General features: G+C 73.4%; 16 protein-coding genes and 1 pseudogene. 11 read left to right on the top strand and 6 right to left on the bottom strand.

Translation table 11 applies throughout. From position 1 onward, the window contains the following. The first annotated feature begins 217 nt into the window (after window positions 1-217). Window positions 218-1,279: a lysylphosphatidylglycerol synthase transmembrane domain-containing protein gene (locus AQJ11_RS31760; RefSeq protein ID WP_059265455.1), complete on the top strand. Its 1,062-nt coding sequence runs from the start codon at window positions 218-220 to the stop codon at window positions 1,277-1,279. A 56-nt stretch (window positions 1,280-1,335) separates the two neighbouring features. After that, a pseudogene (locus AQJ11_RS51450) lies at window positions 1,336-1,558 on the top strand (VOC family protein); the annotation flags it as partial. A gap of 114 nt (window positions 1,559-1,672) precedes the next feature. Here AQJ11_RS51450 and AQJ11_RS31755 read toward each other — a convergent pair. Further along, window positions 1,673-2,134 (bottom strand): DUF4442 domain-containing protein, encoded by a 462-nt coding sequence (locus AQJ11_RS31755; RefSeq protein ID WP_244218434.1) that lies wholly within the window; start codon window positions 2,132-2,134, stop codon window positions 1,673-1,675. Window positions 2,135-2,195: 61 nt separating this feature from the next. Here AQJ11_RS31755 and AQJ11_RS31750 point away from each other — a divergent pair, with 61 nt between their 5' ends. Next, complete coding sequence (locus tag AQJ11_RS31750) at window positions 2,196-3,254, top strand: DUF8017 domain-containing protein (protein ID WP_059265453.1); 1,059 nt, start codon at window positions 2,196-2,198, stop codon at window positions 3,252-3,254. Between the two features lie 81 nt (window positions 3,255-3,335). After that, window positions 3,336-4,634 carry an MFS transporter gene (locus AQJ11_RS31745; RefSeq protein WP_059265452.1) on the top strand — a complete coding sequence of 433 codons (1,299 nt, stop codon included), beginning with the start codon at window positions 3,336-3,338 and terminating at the stop codon, window positions 4,632-4,634. Here AQJ11_RS31745 and AQJ11_RS31740 read toward each other — a convergent pair. Both AQJ11_RS31740 and tuf read right to left on the bottom strand, forming a co-directional pair. Further along, window positions 4,596-5,441 carry a spermidine synthase gene (locus AQJ11_RS31740; RefSeq protein WP_059265451.1) on the bottom strand — a complete coding sequence of 282 codons (846 nt, stop codon included), beginning with the start codon at window positions 5,439-5,441 and terminating at the stop codon, window positions 4,596-4,598. The two genes, AQJ11_RS31745 and AQJ11_RS31740, sit on opposite strands and share 39 nt — an antisense overlap. A 33-nt stretch (window positions 5,442-5,474) precedes the next feature. Then, window positions 5,475-6,644: an elongation factor Tu gene (gene tuf, locus AQJ11_RS31735; protein ID WP_059265450.1), complete on the bottom strand. Its 1,170-nt coding sequence runs from the start codon at window positions 6,642-6,644 to the stop codon at window positions 5,475-5,477. Between the two features lie 371 nt (window positions 6,645-7,015). Between tuf and AQJ11_RS31730 the strand changes: the two genes are divergently transcribed. Both AQJ11_RS31730 and AQJ11_RS31725 read left to right on the top strand, forming a co-directional pair. After that, on the top strand, window positions 7,016-8,167 hold the full coding sequence (locus AQJ11_RS31730; RefSeq protein ID WP_058083752.1) for a glutathione-independent formaldehyde dehydrogenase: 1,152 nt from the start codon (window positions 7,016-7,018) through the stop codon (window positions 8,165-8,167). 147 nt (window positions 8,168-8,314) lie between these two features. Beyond that, window positions 8,315-9,082, top strand: coding sequence for a TVP38/TMEM64 family protein (locus AQJ11_RS31725; protein WP_041665008.1), 768 nt, complete (start codon window positions 8,315-8,317; stop codon window positions 9,080-9,082). Between the two features lie 516 nt (window positions 9,083-9,598). Here AQJ11_RS31725 and AQJ11_RS31720 read toward each other — a convergent pair. Continuing rightward, entirely contained in the window at window positions 9,599-10,768 is a 1,170-nt protein-coding gene (locus tag AQJ11_RS31720) for a thiolase family protein (protein WP_059265449.1), read from the bottom strand. 106 nt (window positions 10,769-10,874) lie between these two features. Here AQJ11_RS31720 and AQJ11_RS31715 point away from each other — a divergent pair, with 106 nt between their 5' ends. From AQJ11_RS31715 to AQJ11_RS46655, 3 genes are all read left to right on the top strand, one after another. Continuing rightward, entirely contained in the window at window positions 10,875-11,345 is a 471-nt protein-coding gene (locus AQJ11_RS31715) for a winged helix-turn-helix transcriptional regulator (RefSeq protein ID WP_058079743.1), read from the top strand. A 96-nt stretch (window positions 11,346-11,441) separates the two neighbouring features. Beyond that, the gene (locus tag AQJ11_RS31710) at window positions 11,442-12,317 is read left to right on the top strand and encodes an undecaprenyl-diphosphate phosphatase (protein ID WP_014671364.1); all 876 of its coding nucleotides are present in this window, start codon (window positions 11,442-11,444) and stop codon (window positions 12,315-12,317) included. Window positions 12,318-12,512: 195 nt separating this feature from the next. Next, on the top strand, window positions 12,513-12,692 hold the full coding sequence (locus tag AQJ11_RS46655) for a hypothetical protein (RefSeq protein ID WP_078611701.1): 180 nt from the start codon (window positions 12,513-12,515) through the stop codon (window positions 12,690-12,692). Window positions 12,693-12,746: 54 nt separating this feature from the next. On the opposite strand, the gene AQJ11_RS31705 is transcribed toward AQJ11_RS46655, so the two are convergent. After that, complete coding sequence (locus AQJ11_RS31705) at window positions 12,747-13,367, bottom strand: DUF4291 domain-containing protein (protein ID WP_059265448.1); 621 nt, start codon at window positions 13,365-13,367, stop codon at window positions 12,747-12,749. A 96-nt stretch (window positions 13,368-13,463) separates the two neighbouring features. On the opposite strand from AQJ11_RS31705, the gene AQJ11_RS31700 reads away from it, so the two are divergent. Both AQJ11_RS31700 and lnt read left to right on the top strand, forming a co-directional pair. Next, the gene (locus AQJ11_RS31700) at window positions 13,464-13,928 is read left to right on the top strand and encodes a nuclear transport factor 2 family protein (protein WP_208616660.1); all 465 of its coding nucleotides are present in this window, start codon (window positions 13,464-13,466) and stop codon (window positions 13,926-13,928) included. A 163-nt stretch (window positions 13,929-14,091) separates the two neighbouring features. Next, a complete protein-coding gene (lnt, locus tag AQJ11_RS31695; protein WP_014671368.1) occupies window positions 14,092-15,666 on the top strand; it encodes an apolipoprotein N-acyltransferase in 1,575 nt (524 codons plus the stop codon). Here the strand turns inward: lnt and AQJ11_RS31690 are convergent. Continuing rightward, window positions 15,584-16,495, bottom strand: coding sequence for a Gfo/Idh/MocA family protein (locus tag AQJ11_RS31690; RefSeq protein ID WP_059265447.1), 912 nt, complete (start codon window positions 16,493-16,495; stop codon window positions 15,584-15,586). The two genes, lnt and AQJ11_RS31690, sit on opposite strands and share 83 nt — an antisense overlap. Window positions 16,496-16,998: the final 503 nt, after the last annotated feature.

The raw sequence follows: 16,998 nt of genomic DNA, 5'->3' as shown, positions 1-16,998 counted from the left end.
CGGGTCGCCGCATGTAAAGCGCGTCCCAAGGGAAGGCTACCTGGTCGGCGGTGAACGGCCGCTTGCCCGCGCCCGGTCCGCGGCACCGTCCCGCCCCCGCCTCTTACGTTTCCGGCCATCCCGGTGTCACTGGGGAGGGGAAGGCTCTCCGCGGTTCCGCCCGGCCCGCCTCCCCCCAGGCCCCCCGTGGGGCCCGCCGCGGAAGGACGACGTCCCCGTGCCCTCACCGTCCCCGTCCGGCTCGCTGCCCCCGGGCGCGGCTGCCCGCCCCGAGGGCGCCGCACCGGCCCCGTCGGTCACCGGGGCGTGTCCCGGGTCCACGGCCACGGCCCGGCCGGCGTCCCGCAGGTCCGCCCGGCCGGTACGGCTGGCCCTGTGCCTGGCTCCTCTGCTGCTCGCCGCCGGCTGGGCCGTGGCCAACCGGCCCATGGTGTACGAGGGGGTGCGGCGGCTGGTCGCGGCCGACCCGGGGTGGCTGCTGGCCGGAGCCGGTTTCACCTGTCTGACCTGGGTGGCCGCCTCCTGTGTCCGGCAGGGCGCCCTGCCCGACCGGCTGCCGCCGGGGCTGCTGCTGGCCTCGCAGTTCGCGGCCGGCGCCGCCAATCACGCGCTGCCCGCCGGGCTCGGCGCCCACGCGGTCACCTTGCGCTTCCTGCGCGGGCGGGGGGTGCCGCTGGAGCGGGCGACCGCGTCGATCGGGCTGTACTCGCTGGCCAGGTCCACGGCGAAGACGTTGGTCCTGCTGGTGTTCCTGGCGGTGTCCCCGGCCTGGCGGCGCCTCGGGGACCTGGTCCCGGACGGCCGGCTGGTGGTGCCGCTCGCCGCCGTCGCGGGCGGGGCGGTCGCGGTGGCGGGGGTGCTGCTGACGGTCGTACGGCCGTTACGGCGGCCGGTGACCGGGCTGCTGCGCTCCGCCCTGGCCGACGTGTGCGCGGTGCACTCCCGGCCCTGCCGGGTGCTCGCCCTGTGGGGCGGGGCGGTCGCGATGCCGCTGGTGCAGGCGGGCACGCTGGCCTGCGTCGGGGCCTCGCTCGGGCTGGGGCTGCCGTGGGAGCAGGTGGTGCTCGCCCATCTGGCGGCGGGCACGGCCGTCGGGGCGGTGCCGGCGCCGGGCGGGCTGGCGGTCGACGCGGCGCTGGTGTGGACGCTGGTCACGTTCGGCGCGGCGCCTGCGGCGGCGACGGCCACGGTGATCGGGTACCGGGTGCTGTCGGACTGGATGCCGTTGCTGCCCGGGGCGTTGGTGCTGTCGGCGCTGATCCGGGCGAAGGTGTTGTGAACCGGCCTTCCCACTCAGGCACCCTCCGGGCCGGCTCACCTCGGCACGAGAATTGCCGTCGGTATTTCCGAAGCCCCGAAGGCAAGGTCGTCAAGAACCGGGTGCATCTCGACGTGCGGGTCGGTACCGGGCTCGGGTGAAGAGCGCCTGGCCGCGCTTGAGGCGGAGTGTGCACGACTGGTCGCGCTCGGCGCGGTACGCGAGCGGCTCCTGTACGACGGCACCGACGCGTGCATCGGCATGCGGGACATCGAGGGCGACGAGTTCCGCCTCGACTGAGCGGCTTGCATCAAGGGTCTGAAGAGGCCCGCGCCCCTCCGCGGCAGCACGTCCACCCGGCGCTGGGCACGTCGCCCAGCGCCTGCCGCGCCACCTTCCGCGGGGGCGCGGTGCTCACTTCTGCGGGTCGGCCGGGCGCAGCGTCCACACGACGGTCATCTCGCCGGTCACGGCGCCGTCCGCGCGCCGGATCTCGACCGACACCGGGAACTCGGGGCGCTGCCCGGCGTCCAGTTCGGCGACGACCTCGGCGGCCGGGCGGCCCAGCGTCGCGGTCGCGGTGACGACGCCCATGGCCAGCTTCTTGTAGGCGATGTCGGCCCGCACGGCGAGCGGCACGGCACGCGAGAGCTGGTCTCCGAAGGCGGCCAGCACGATGGCACCGCTGGCCGACTCCCCGAGGGTGAACATCGCACCGGCGTGCGGGCCGCCCACGTGGTTGTGGTAGGCGCTCTGGTCCGGCAGGGAGACCACGGCCTTGTCGGGCGCGGTCTGAAGGAACTCCAGGTTGAGGGTCCGGGCCATGGGCACGGTGGCGGCGAGCATGTCGCCGATCGACATCTGGTCTGCGCTCATGGCCGTCATGTTACTCATGAGTAGCCGAGCCTGACCAGGGAAGCCACTAGGGTTACTGGCCATGTGGCCAGATCAGCAGCCGCCAGGGGGCGCGCCCAACCCGCAGGACAACCAGCAGAACAACCCGTACCAGCAGCCTGGTTACCAGCAGCCGAACCCGTACCAGCAGCCCGGCTACCAGCAGTACCCGCAGGCCGGCCCCTACGGACAGCAGCCGCAGGGCGGCCCGTACGGACAGCAGCCGCAGTGGGGGCAGCCGGGGCAGCCCCCCGGCGCGCCCGTGCCCCAGCCCCCGCAGGGCGGTGGCGGTCGCACCAAGCTCGTCGCGATCGTCGCGGCCACGGCGGTCGTCGTCACCGCCGCCGTGACCGGCTACCTGGTGCTGGGCGGTTCGAAGGACGACGAGGCGGACGACGGCAAGGGCGGACAGCACACGAGCCCGTCGCCGACGGCCACCGGGTCCGGCTCCCCCGCGTCGTCCGCGACCGGCGACCCGCGCGGCAACGAGACCGAGAAGCCGACCGTGGCGGGCTGGAAGGTCGTGGTCAACCCCAAGTACGGCACGGCCTTCGACGTGCCCGCCGACTGGGAGGTCGAGCGGCCCGGCGTCTTCTCCTTCTTCGAGGACGAGACGAAGGGCGACGGCTCCGCGTACATCGGCTTCTCCGGCTCCACGTTGCTGAAGCCGGACTACTGCACCTCCGACGACAGCGGCACCAAGGAGTCGCACGCGCTCGCGGCCGGCGGCACGAAGGGCGAGAACGGCGCCAAGGACACCGCGAGCATCGCCCGCGGCGACTCGGCCGCCTTCGCCTTCGGCGGCTACACCGACCAGTCGGAGGCCGCCAAGAAGTACCTGCGCATCGGCAAGGCGAAGTCCTTCACCACGGCGTCGGGTGTGAAGGGCAGCGTCGCGACGTCGTACGTCATCGGCGTGCCGAAGAAGAACGAGTGCGACACCGACGGCAAGGCCACCACCTTCGCCTTCAAGAACTCCACGGGCAGCTTCGTCTCGTGGACGTTCTACGGCGCGAAGGGCGTCAAGGACGAAGTGCCCGACGCGACGATGAACAAGATCCTCAGCACGGTGCGGCTGCACGGCGACCCGATCGTGGACTGACCACCACGCGGTCCGCGACCCGCCTCACGGCGTCCGCGAAACCACTTGGCACGGCAAAGGCCGGGCGGGGATAGTCGGCCGGTGACGAAGACCTCCGGCTCCCCCGCCCGCCCCCGCGGACCCGCCTGGGCGGGGCGCAACTACTCCCTGCTGACCGCGGCGGCCATCGTGACGGGCCTCGGTGCGAACGGCTCGCTGATCGCCGCCGCGTTCGCCGTGCTGGAGGCGGGCGGCGACGGCGGGGACGTCGGCCTGGTCGCCGCCTCCCGGACCCTGCCGCTGGTGGTCTTCCTGCTCATCGGCGGCGCGGTCGCGGACCGGCTCCCCCGGCACCGGGTGATGGTCGCCGCCAACACGCTCAACTGCCTCTCCCAGGCGGCGTTCGCGGCCCTCGTCCTCGCCGGTGAGCCCCGGCTGTGGCAGATGATGCTGCTCACCGCGCTCGGCGGCACCGGTCAGGCGTTCTTCGGCCCCGCCGCGGAGGGCATGCTGATGTCCTCCGTGGCGGGCGAAGAGGCGGGCCGGGCGTTCGCCGTGTTCCGCATGGCCACCCAGGGCGCGGCCCTCGGCGGCGCGGCACTGGGCGGCGCCCTGGTCGCGGCCGTCGGCCCCGGCTGGGTGCTCGCCCTCGACGCGGCGGCCTTCGCCGTCGCCGCGGCACTGCGCTCCTTCCTCGACGTCAGCCACATCCCGCCGCGCGCGCCGGGCGGGGGCATGCTGGCCGATCTCCGCGAGGGCTGGCGGGAGGTCACCGGCCGACCCTGGCTGTGGGCCATCGTCGTGCAGTTCTCGATCGCCAACGCGGTGGTCGGCGCCGCCGACGCGGTCTACGGCCCCCTCGTCGCCCGGGACAGCCTGGGCGGCGCGGGCCCGTGGGGCCTGGCCCTGGCCGCGTTCGGCGCGGGCACGGTGGCCGGGGCCCTGCTGATGACCCGCTGGAAGCCCCGCCGCCTGCTGCTCGCCGGCACGCTGTGCGTCTTCCCGCTGGCCCTGCCGGGGGCCGCGCTGGCCGTGCCGGTGCCGGCGGGCGTGCTGTACGGGGTGATGTTCGTCGCGGGTACGACGGTGGAGGTGTTCGGCGTCTCCTGGATGACCGCGCTGCACCAGGAGATCCCCGAGGACAAGCTCTCCCGGGTCTCGGCCTACGACTGGTTCGGCTCGGTCTCCCTCATGCCGCTCGCCACGGCCCTGGCCGGCCCGGCCGAGGCCGCCGTCGGCCGCACGGCCGCCCTGTGGGGCTGCGCCGGTCTGGTGGTCCTGGTGACCGCCCTGGTGCTGCTGGTCCCGGACGTCCGCGACCTCACCCGCCGCACGCACCCGGTCGCCGGCTCCCCGGCGCCGTCAGCCGATGCCGAACGCCCCGTCGGGGGGCTCGGGTGACGGCACGGCGTCGATGTCCTCGACCGGCCGCGCCGCGCCGATGAACTCCCGCACCGCCGCCCCGTGTTCGACCCGCGCCGGAAATGCGTCCGCCGCGGCGCGCCGGGCCGGTGTGGCGGTGTCCAGCGGCCGGTGCGAGGCCACGACCACCGCGTTCCCGAACCGCCGACCGCGCAGCACGCCCGGCTCGGCGATCAGCGCCAGCTCCTCGAACACGGCCGCCAGCGCCGCCAGTTGGGACCGGAGGAACGCGAACGGCGCCGCGTCCGCCAGGTTGGCCAGATACAACCCGTCGGGCCGCAGCACCCGCTCGGCCTCACGGACGTAGGCGAGCGTGGTCAGGTGCGCCGGCACCCGGGAGCCGCCGAACACGTCGGCGATCAGCACATCGGCGTGGTCGTCCGGCGCGCCCTCCAGCCAGGCCCGGGCATCGGCGGCGTGCAGCGCGATGCCCGAGCCGTCCGGCAGCGGCAGCCGCTCGGTGACCAGCTCCAGCAGCCCCCGGTCGGCCTCGACGACGTCCTGCCGGGAACCGGGGCGGGTGGCTGCGAGGTACCTCGGCAGCGTGAGCGCGCCCCCGCCCAGGTGCACCGCGTCCACCGCCCGCCCGGCCTCGGCGACGGTGTCCAGGACGTACCCGAGCCGGCGCGCGTACTCGAACTCCAGGTACCGCGGGTCGTCGAGGTCGACGTACGACTGCGGTGCCCCGTCGACCGTGAGCAGCCAGGCCCGCTCACGGTCGACGTCGGGCATCAGCTTGGCGGTGCCGTGGTCGGTGGTGCGGGTGACGGGTATCGATGCGTTCACTTCTCCATTGTCGGTGTCCGCGTCCCCGTCCCTTCACCCCACGGCGACGACGGTCCCCGCTCCCACGGTCCGCCCGCCCTCACGGATCGCGAAGCCGAGCCCCGGCTCCAACGGCACCTCCCGTCCCAGCTCGACGCTCATCACGACCGTGTCCCCGGGCCGGGCCACGGCCACCTCGCCGAGGTCGACGCAGCCCACGACGTCCGCCGTCCTGATGTAGAACTGCGGCCGGTAGCCGCTGACGACCGGCGTCGTACGGCCCCCCTCGCGCGCGGACAGCACGTACACCCGCGCCGTGAACCGCCGGCCCGGCACCACACTGCCCGGCGCCGCGACCACGTGTCCGCGCCGGACGACGTCCCGGGGCACCCCGCGCAGCAGCAGCGCCACGTTGTCGCCGGCCTGCGCCTCCTCCATCGGCTTGCCGAAGGTCTCGATCCCGGTGACCACGGTCTCGGTGTCCGCGCCCAGCACCGTCACCCGGTCGCCCAGCCGAAGGGTCCCGCGCTCCACGGCGCCGGTCACGACCGTGCCCCGCCCGGTGATGGTCAACACGTTCTCGACCGGCAGCAGGAACGGCGCGTCCAGATACCGCTCCGGCACCGGCACGTAGGTGTCCACCGCGTCGAGCAGCGCCTCGATGGACGCCGTCCAGCGCGGGTCGCCCTCCAGTGCCCTCAGCCCGGAGACGCGGACGACGGGGACGGCGTCGCCCGGGTACCCCTGGGCGGTGAGCAGGTCGCGGACCTCCAGTTCGACCAGGTCGGTCAGCTCCTCGTCCCCCGCGTCGGCCTTGTTCAGCGCGACCACGATGTGGTCGACGCCGACCTGCCGGGCGAGCAGGACGTGTTCGGCGGTCTGCGGCATGATCCCGTCGAGCGCGGAGACGACCAGGACGGCGCCGTCGAGCTGGGCGGCGCCGGTGACCATGTTCTTGACGTAGTCGGCGTGGCCCGGCATGTCGACGTGGGCGTAGTGCCGGGTGTCGGTCTCGTACTCGACGTGGGCGATGTTGATGGTGATGCCGCGGGCGGCCTCCTCCGGGGCGCGGTCGATGCGGTCGAACGGTACGAAGGTGCCGGTGCCGCGCTCGGCGAGGACCTTGGTGATGGCGGCGGTCAGGGTCGTCTTGCCGTGGTCGACGTGACCCATGGTGCCGATGTTCAGGTGCGGCTTGGTGCGCACGTAGGCCGTTTTGGACATGGCTGTACCTCGAAGCCTCTCAGCCGTGACAGAAGACGCGGGACCCCGGGAACCGGCCGACCCTCCCCCTGCGGGGTCCGCCGGACGATCCGGAGAGGGTCAGCTTCGGGCGCCGTCGACGGCGGCCACGAGGTGCGGGACGGCAGCCTTCGGAGCATCCGCGACGGCGGACGCAGCGACGAGGAAGGCGTACCGGAACATGCCGTCGATCATCGCCGACGGCCACGTCCGGCGTCGAATGGTTTTCCCATTCGTTCGCGGTCCGCGATTTCGATGCCCGATACACCGGTCATTCTCGACGTGGCTTGCAACCCCTTCCGGACGGGCGTTCCCTGGAAGAGGGGGTGGCGCTCGACGCGGAGGTGACAGACGTGAAAGCCGTCGTCTACGAAGAGCCTTTCAGCGTGACGGTGAAGGAGGTCCAGGACCCTCAGATCCAGCACCCCAACGATGTCCTCGTACGGGTCACCTCGACCGCCATATGCGGCTCTGACCTGCACATGTACGAGGGACGCACGGCGGCCCAGGCGGGTATCGTCTTCGGACACGAGAACCTGGGCATCATCGAGGAGGTCGGCGACGGCGTGACCTCCCTGTCCCAGGGCGACCGCGTCGTGATGCCGTTCAACGTCGCCTGCGGATTCTGCAAGAACTGTCTCGTCGGAAAGACCGGTTTCTGCCTGACGGTCAACCCCGGATTCGCCGGCGGGGCCTACGGCTATGTGGCGATGGGGCCGTTCATCGGCGGCCAGGCCGAGCGGCTGCGGGTGCCGTACGCCGACTTCAACTGCCTGAAGCTGCCGCCGGGCGAGGAGTTCGAGACGGACTTCGTGCTGCTCGCCGACATCTTCCCGACCGGCTACCACGGTTGCGAACTCGCCCAGGTGTCCCCCGGCGAGTCCGTGGCCGTCTACGGCGCCGGACCGGTGGGCCTGATGGCCGCCTACTCGGCACTGCTGCGCGGCGCGGCGAAGGTCTTCTCCGTCGACCGGGTGCCCGAGCGGCTGGCCAAGGCGGAGGAGATGGGAGCCATCCCCATCGACTTCACCAAGGGCGACCCGGCGGAGCAGATCAAGGAACAGACCGGAGGTGAGGGCACCGACAAGGGCGTCGACGCCGTCGGCTACCAGGCCCAGAGCCACGACGCCAGCCACGAGGAACCCGCCATCGTCCTCAACGAGTTGGTCGAGACGGTACGGCCGACGGGCATGCTCGGCGTACCGGGTCTGTACGTGCCCTCGGACCCCGGCGGCCCCGACGAGCACGCCAAGCACGGCCAGCTGCTGGTCTCCATCGGCCGGATGTTCGAGAAGGGCCAGCAGATGGGCACCGGTCAGTGCAACGTCAAGCGGTACAACCGCCAGTTGCGCGACATGATCATCGCCGGGCGGGCCAAGCCCAGCTTCGTGGTCTCCCACGAGCTGCCGCTGGACCAGGCACCGCAGGCGTACGAGAAGTTCGACAAGCGGATCGAGGGCTACACCAAGGTGGTCCTGCACCCTGGTCACGCCCTGGCCGCGTGAGGCACGCGGTCCGGCTCGCCGCGTGAGGCACGGGTCCAGGCGTCACGGACGCCTGGACCCTTCTCGTGGGGACGCAGGTGCCGTGCTGTGACGGTCGTGGGACACAGCTGACGGCGATCACACACGTTCGTCGGTTACTGTCGACGGATGCTCGATGCCAACCGCTCTGGCACCGCCACGGCCTCTCCCCGGGCCGCCGCCCAGGAGCTCGTCGCCCCCGTTCTCCCCCTTCCCCCCACGGGGTTGGCCGCCCGCTGCACCCGCGTGCTGCTGTCCCCGTACGCACGGCTGTCGCTGCTGGTCGCCCTGCTCGTGGGTGCCGCCGCGTGCGTGCTGCTCTTCGAGCCGCAGCGGCTGCTGACGCACGGCTGGCCGCCGCAGCTCGGCGGGGCCGCGGCGGCCGTCGTGTTCGCGGCGGCGTACGGGCTGTGCACCGTGGCGTTCGTGCCGCGCCCCTTGCTGAACCTGGCCGCGGGCGCGCTGTTCGGCTCGCAGGTGGGGCTGGCGACGGCGCTGACGGGCACGGTGCTCGGGGCCGGGGTGGCCTTCGGGCTGGGCCGGCTGCTCGGGCAGGACGCGCTGCGCCCGCTGCTGCGGGGGCGCTGGCTGCGCGCGGCCGACGGGCAGCTCAGCCGGCACGGACTGCGGTCCATGCTGGCCCTGCGGCTCTTCCCGGGGGTGCCGTTCTGGGCGGCGAACTACTGCGCGGCCGTCTCCCGCATGGGCTGGCTGCCCTTCCTGCTGGCCACCGGTCTCGGCTCGGTCCCGAACACCGCCGCCTACGCCGTGGCCGGCGCCCGCGCCTCGGCGCCGACCTCCCCCGCCTTCCTGATCGCGATGGCCTGCATCGCCGTACCGGCGCTGGCGGGCACGGCGCTGGCCTGGCGCAAACGCCACCAGCTGCGGGGACGGTGAGCACGGCCACCCGTCCACCGAGGAGGGCCCCTCATGTGGTCCGGCGTCATCGCCGTGCCCGGCAGGCCGCTCGGCGGCGTGTTCACCGCACTGCCCCGGTCCCGGCGTGAGCGGGCCGCCCGCGCCGGGCGAGGGCCGAGGCACTGCACGGGGCGCCGGACGAGCTGGTGGCGGCCCCGGGTGACCGCCGGCGGCCCTGTGGCGCCGCGAGGACCTTCGTCGCCTCTGAACGGCGCGAGCCAGGACGCCACCGAGGCGGCACGGCCGGCGTCCCACGCGGCCCGCTCCCCGGTGACCGCTCCCTGGTCGCGGTCCGCCCCTCGGCGCGCCCCGGACCGACCGGCGGGGCAGGCGGCCCGCCGTGTTCGACCCCGTGACTCCGTTCGCCGCACCGCGCCGTGACGGTGGCCGCCGCCGGGCGGGTCATGGCCCGGTGGCCAGCACGCCGCCCGGCGGCGCCGGGACACCGCTCGGCGCCGCCCTGCGCCCGTCGGGTCCCCCGGCCGGAGTCCCGGTTCAGACGCCTTCCAGGATCATCGCGTTGGCGAGTCCGCCCGCCTCGCACATGGTCTGGAGGGCGTAGCGGGCGCCGCGTTCGCGCATCGCGTGGACCAGGGTCGTGGTCAGGCGGGTGCCGCTGGCGCCGAGGGGGTGACCGAGGGCGATGGCGCCGCCGTGCACGTTGACCTTGGCGAGGTCGGCGCCGGTCTCCTGCTGCCAGGCGAGCACCACGCTGGAGAAGGCCTCGTTGACCTCGAACAGGTCGATGTCGTCCAGCGTCAGCCCGGCCCGGCGCAGCACCTTCTCGGTGGCCGGGATGACCCCGGTCAGCATGAGCAGCGGGTCGGAGCCGGTCACGGCGAAGCTGTGGAGGCGGGCCAGCGGGCGCAGGCCGAGCCGGGCCGCGGTGTCGCTGGAGGTGATCAGGACGGCGGAGGCGCCGTCGTTGATGGGGCTCGCGTTGCCCGCGGTGACGTTCCACTCGATCTGCGGGAAGCGCTCGGCGAAGCCGGGGTCGTAGTAGGCGGGCTTGAGCCCGGCGAGGATCTCCGGCGTGCTGTCCGGGCGGACGCACTCGTCGCGGGCGACGCCGTCGAGCGGGGCGACCTCGGCGTCGAAGAGCCCGGCCCGCCACGCGGCGGCGGCCTTGTGGTGCGAGGAGACGGCGAACTCGTCCATCCGCGCGCGCGTGAGGGACCACTTGGCGGCGATGAGTTCGGCGCTGATCCCCTGCGGCACCAGGCCGTCCGGGTAGCGCTCGGCGACGCCGGGCCCGAACGGGTCCTTGCCGACGGGGACGTTGGACCACATCGGCACCCGGCTCATCGACTCCACACCGCAGGCGACCACGAGGTCGTACGCGCCCGAGATCACGCCCTGCGCGGCGAAGTGGACGGCCTGCTGGGAGGAGCCGCACTGGCGGTCCACGGTGGTCGCGGGGACGGACTCGGGGAGGCCGGCGGCGAGCACGGCGTACCGGGTGGTGTTCATGGCCTGCTCACCGACCTGGTCGACGGTGCCGCCGATCACGTCGTCGATCAACGCCGGGTCGACGCCGGAGCGCTCGACCAGGGTGCGCAGGGTGTGGGCGAGGAGTTGCACGGGGTGGACGTGGGCGAGGGAGCCGTTCGGCTTGCCCTTGCCGACGGGGGTGCGTACGGCTTCGACGATGACCGCGTCTCGCATGGCGCCGGCCTCCAGCTTGATCGGACGAGCTACCGGTGAGTAGGAAATGCGAACTCACCATAACCCCTTGGGTTGGAAATTCAAACCCTCCTCTAGACTGGGGCCCATGGCCGCCACGAAGGATTCGCGCCCCTGCTCCATCGCCGACGCCCTCGCGATCGTCGGCGAGAAGTACTCCCTGCTCGTCCTGCGGGAGGTGTGCCTGGGCAACGGCCGCTTCGACCAGCTCGTGCGCAACACCGGCGCCCCGCGCGACATCCTGTCCACCCGGCTGCGCCGCCTCGTCGAGGCCGGCGTCCTCACCAAGCGCCTCTACAGCGAGCGCCCCCAGCGCTTCGAGTACCTGCCCACGCAGGCCGGGCTGGAGCTGGAGCCCGTCCTGATGACCCTCAAGGAGTGGGGCGACCGGCATCTGCGCCAGGGCGTCGACCTGCCCATGGTCGTCGAGCACCGCTGCGGCGAGGAACTGGTGCCGGTGGTCACGTGCCGGGCCTGCGGCGATCCCGTGCGCCACGAGGACCTGACGGCCCGTCCGCAGACCCCGGGCTGGAGCGTCACCGGGCCGTCGGCCGCATAGGAGGGACCTCGCCGCCGCGCTGTCGGCGGGGCCCGCTACGCTTCCTCCGTCACATGATCACCTCTTCTCCCCTCAGCGCTTGGACGCCATACCTCCATGTCTTGGTTTGAATCCCTCGTCCTCGGACTCGTCCAGGGGCTGACCGAGTTCCTGCCCGTCTCCTCCAGCGCGCACCTGCGGCTGACCGCGGCGTTCTCGGGCTGGAAGGACCCGGGGGCGGCCTTCACGGCCATCACGCAGATCGGCACGGAGACCGCGGTCCTCATCTACTTCCGCAAGGACATCGGCCGGATCATCTCGTCCTGGTTCCGCTCGCTGTTCGACAAGGCGATGCGGCACAACCACGACGCGCAGATGGGCTGGCTGGTGATCGTCGGCTCCATCCCGATCGGGGTGCTGGGCGTGACGCTGAAGGACCAGATCGAGGGGCCGTTCCGCGATCTGCGGATCACCGCCACCATGCTCATCGTCATCGGCGTGGTCATCGGCATCGCCGACCGGATGGCGGCCCGCGACGAGACCGGCGGCCGGCACCGGGCGCCCAAGCAGCGCAAGACCCTGGAGAACCTCGGCGTCAAGGACGGCCTGATCTTCGGCCTCTGCCAGGCCTGCGCCCTCATCCCCGGCGTCTCCCGCTCCGGCGCGACCATCAGCGGCGGCCTGTTCATGGGCTACCGGCGCGAGGCCGCGGCCCGGTACTCCTTCCTCCTCGCCATCCCGGCCGTCCTCGCCTCCGGCGCCTTCGAGGTGAAGGACTCGCTGGGCGAGGGCCATGTGGACTGGCCGCCCACCCTGTTCGCGACGGTGATCGCGTTCGCCTCGGGATACGCGGTCATCGCGTGGTTCATGAAGTGGATCTCCAACAAGAGCTTCATGCCGTTCGTCTGGTACCGCATCGCCCTCGGCGTGGCGATCATCGCCCTGGTCGGCGCCGGCGTGCTGAGCCCCCACGCGGCGGAGTCGGCGGGCTGACGGCCCGCGCCACCACCTCTGTTCCGGACATCTTCGCGCCCGCGGCGGCCCGCCCAGGACCTGGGCAACTCCCCGCGGGCGCCGGGCTGTTCGCGGCCACGGACGGATGACCGGGCGGCGCTGGTGACCAACCCCATACCTTCTGCGTAGCCGCGCGGTAGCGCACGGTCAGACCTTGCCCCTAGGCTGGTCGGCATGTCCCCCGAATCCCTGACCCCTGGTTCCGTGCGCTCCGCTGCCGAGGTGAACGAGCAGATCCGGGCGCTGTGGCTGCGTGCGGGCGGCACCCTGTCGGCCCAGGAGCGCGCGGAGTACGAGCTGTTGGTGATCGAGTGGGCCGAGGCGATCCGCGGTCAGGTCATCGAGGCGGCCTGACCCGGCCCCGCTCCCCCGTCCGGCGCCCCACCCCGCGGGCACCCCGCCACCGGCCTACGCCCGCAGGTGCGCCAGCACCTCGTCGGCCACCGGATACGGCCGCTCCTTCGGCAGCAGCCCCTTCGCCCGCTCCGGCTCCCCCGCCCGCACCAGCCCGTGGATCTCCGCGGCCAGCGGTGTGACGTCCTCGATGCCGACGATCCACTCGTCCGCGTACCGGGCCGCCGCCTCCCCGGCGAGGCCGAGCTGCAACGACCGGTACGGCAGCGGGGCGAAGCGCAGATCGCGCTCCGGGTCCCACTGCACCCGGGCCGGGCAGCGCGCCAACTCCGCCTTCCAGGCGGCCTGGTCCGCGTGGAGCGCGGGAACGTAGTGGGACAGGCAGGCGTGGCGCAGGGCCCACTCGAAGCCGTCCCGGCCGATCTCGACGGCCAGGACGGTCTCCTGGTTCTCCTTGGTGCCCCAGCCGCAGCGGTACATCATCCACAGGAACGACGGCTTGATCCACGTCATCCGGTCCCGCTTCCAGGCGGACGGAAAGCGTCCGGTGCGGACGGCGGCACGGCCGATCTCCGGGCGGTAGGCCTGGTAGACGGTGACCGTGCTCTCCGTGTACCGGGCGCGGACGCGGAACCTGGGCTCGGTGCCGGCGAGTTGTTCGTTCTGTTCGTTCACCGGGACAGGTTCGGCCGAGCGGCCCGCCCGGCACCACCGAATATTCACCCCGCACGCCCTCTTGGCTCCGCGCCCGCCGTGCCCAACACTGTGCCGATGACGCAGCGTGCGGAGTTCGCGACCGTGAGGGACCGCCTGGCCGTGGACGACCTGGTCACCGCGTACGCGGTGGCGATGGACGACGGCGACTGGACGGGGTACCGAGGGCTGTTCACGACGGACGGACGCGCCGACTACCGCTCGGCGGGCGGAATCGAGGGCGACGCCGGGAAGGTCGCCGTCTGGCTGGCCGGAAGCCTGACCCAGTTCGCCGTGCGCCAGCACCTGATCGTCAACCGGCAGGTCCGCTTCGGCGTCCTGGACCAGGACACCGGCGACACCGCCCGCGTCCGCGCCGACTACCTCAACCCCATGCGCTTCACCGGCCCCGACGGCTTGGCCGCCCCGGACCTGGTGTGCGGCGGCCGTTACGACTTCGGGCTCCTGCGCACCGCCGAGGGCTGGCGCCTGAGCGAGGTCGTCGTACACGAGAAGTGGCGCCGGGGGCCGGGCGCCCCATAACGCCGGGAGCCCCCGAGCGGCGCGGGGCCGCACCGCCACGCGGCCCGGCGGCGCGCCCCCGCCTGCCCACGGACGCCGTACGACCGCCCCACCCTGGCCGGAAGACACACGGCCTCCCACTCACCGCGCACACTGGACCTATCGCTGGGTAGGGAGGCTCCCTATGAGGACGATCAACCGCTGGCTGACCTCCCCCTGGCGCCGCTCGGCCGCCGCCGCCCTCGCCGGTGCCCTGCCGGTGCTCTCGTTCCCGGCTCCCTCGCTGTGGTGGTTCGCGTACATCGCGCTGGTGCCGTGGATCCTGCTCGCCCGCTCCGCGCCGACCGGACGGCGGGCCGCGTACGACGGCTGGTGGGGCGGCATCGGCTTCCTCACAGCCGTCCACCACTGGCTGCTGCCGAGCCTGCACGTGTTCATCTTCCTGATCGCCGCCCTGCTGGGGCTGCTGTGGGCGCCGTGGGGCCGGCTGGTGCGCCGGTTCCTGGGCGGGGTGCCGTCGGCGGGCCGATGCGCCGCCGCGCTGGTGGTGCTCCCGTCCGCCTGGCTGGCGGTGGAACTGGTCCGGTCCTGGCAGGGGCTCGGCGGGCCGTGGGGCATGCTCGGCGCCAGCCAGTGGCAGGTGGGCCCGGCGCTGCGGCTGGCCTCGGTCGGCGGGGTCTGGCTGCTCAGCTTCCTGGTGGTGGCCGTCAACGTGGCCGTGGCGGTGCTGCTCGCCGTCCGCGCGTCGCGGGTGCCGGCCGTGGCCTCGCTGGCCGCCACGGCCGCCGTGGCCTCGGCCGCGTGGGCCTGGGCGCCGCGCCCGGACGTCGACGGGCGGGTGCGGATCGCCGTCGTGCAGCCGGGGATCGTGGCCGGGCAGGACAGCGGCGACAAACGCTTCGACCAGGAGGAGCGGCTGACCCGGCGGCTCGCCGGGCAGGGCGCCGACCTGGTGGTGTGGGGCGAGTCCAGCGTCGGCTTCGACCTGGACGACCGCCCCGACCTGTCCCGGCGGCTCGCCGCTCTGTCCCGCGAGACCGGCGCCGATGTGCTGGTGAACGTGGACGCCCGGCGCTCCGACCGGCCCGGCATCTACAAGAGTTCGGTGCTGGTCGGCCCGGACGGCCCGACCGGCGACCGGTACGACAAGATGCGGCTGGTCCCGTTCGGCGAGTACATACCGGCCCGTTCGCTGCTCGGCTGGGCCACCTCGGTGGGCCGGGCGGCCGGCGAGGACCGGCACCGCGGCACCGAACAGACCGTGATGAACGTCGGGCACGGGCTGCGGATCGGCCCGCTGATCTGCTTCGAGACCGCGTTCCCCGACATGAGCCGGCACCTCGCCGAGGACGGCGCGGACGTCCTGCTCGGCCAGTCGTCCACCTCGTCCTTCCAGCACAGCTGGGCGCCCGAGCAGCACGCCTCGCTGGCCGCGCTGCGCGCCGCGGAGACCGGCCGCCCGATGGTGCACGCCACCCTCACGGGCGTCTCGGCGGTGTACGGCCCGGCCGGGCAGCGCCTCGGCCCGTGGCTCACCGCCGACGCGAGCGCAGCGCGCGTGTACGACGTACCGCTCGCGCACGGCGTCACGCCGTACGTCCGCTACGGCGACTGGCCGGTGGACGGGGCGCTGCTGGTGCTGGCCACGCTGTGCGTGACCGAGGGGGCGCGGGCGCTCAGGCTGCGCCGCAGCGGTCCTGCACCGCTCGGACCACCCGCTCGCACAGTTCGTGAGTCGCCAGCGCGTCCCGGGCGCTGAGCAGCTTCCCGGCCCGCACGGCGTCGAGGAACGCGAGGGCCGCCTGCTCGATGCCGCGCTGGCGGGCCACCGGCACCCAGTCGCCGCGCCGGCGCACGGTCGGCTGCCCCTTGTGGTCGATCACCTCGGCGAGGTTGACCACCTGGCGCTTGGTGTCCTGTCCGGACACCTCCAGGATCTCCTCGGTGGAGCCGCTGAGCCGGTTCATCACGCCGAGCGCGGTGAAGCCGTCGCCGCCGAGCTGGAGCACGACGTGGTGCAGCAGCCCGCCCTCGGCACGGGAGCGCACGGTGACCTCGTCGACCGGGCCCGGCACCAGGAACCGCAGGGTGTCGACGACATGGATGAAGTCGTCCAGGATCATCGAGCGCGGTTCCTCGGGCAGCCCGACCCGGTTCTTCTGCATGAGGATCAGCTCGCGCGGGTGGTCCAGGCACTGGGCGTACCCGGGGGCGTACCGGCGGTTGAAGCCGACGAACAGCGAGACGCCCCGCCGCTCGGCGAGGGCGACCAGCCGCTCGGAGTCGGCGAGTTCGTAGGCGAGGGGCTTGTCCACGTACGTCGGCACGCCGGCCTCCAGCAGCCGGGTGACGATCTCGGGGTGGACGGTGGTGGGCGCGTGCACGAAGGCCGCGTCGAGGCCGGCGGCGAGCAGGGAGTCGAGGGTGGTGTGCCGCTGCTCGCGGGGCAGGTGCAGGCTGTCGCCGACCCGGTCCAGGGTGGCGGGCGTGCGGGTGTGCAGGTGCAGGTCGACCCCCGGCTGCGTGCCGAGCACCGGCAGATACGCCTTCTGCGCGATGTCCCCGAGTCCGATGCAGCCGACCTTCACGTGCTCTCCCCTACGGCTTGCCCGCGTGTTTCCTGCCGGAAGCATACGGGGGCCACCGGGCGGCGCTCCCGGCGATGCCGTCGATGCCCCGAGGGAGGAGCGACCGGGTTCGGTACGGCGACGGCGGTGGCTGAACGTCAGCTCCGGTACGGCGCGTCCCCCGGCGGGGGGCATGCGGTCACCCGTACGGGCCTCGGATCCGGCTTCCCCGGTGCCGAACCGGCTGCCGGCCCAGCAGAGTTGCGCGGGTGCATCGAACGACGACGACCACCGCAGCGCTTCTGGTCACCGTGGCCGTCTCGGCCCTCTCCGGCTGTGTGACGGTGCGGGACGCGGCGCCGACGGGGTCGCCCTCGCGGCCGACGGCGACCCGGCCGGACGGCAGCGCGGAACCCCGGGTGGTGCAGGCACCGGCCCGCGAGGCGCTGGAGAGGACCGGCCCGTCCGGGCGCCCGGAGCCCTCCGGACCGCCCGCTCGGCACCGGACCCCGGCCGCACCCGAG

Source organism: Streptomyces corchorusii (assembly GCF_001514055.1).
Lineage (GTDB): Bacteria > Actinomycetota > Actinomycetes > Streptomycetales > Streptomycetaceae > Streptomyces > Streptomyces olivaceoviridis.
Note: the sequence above shows the minus strand (reverse complement) of the source record. Positions and strands in the feature narration are given on the sequence as shown.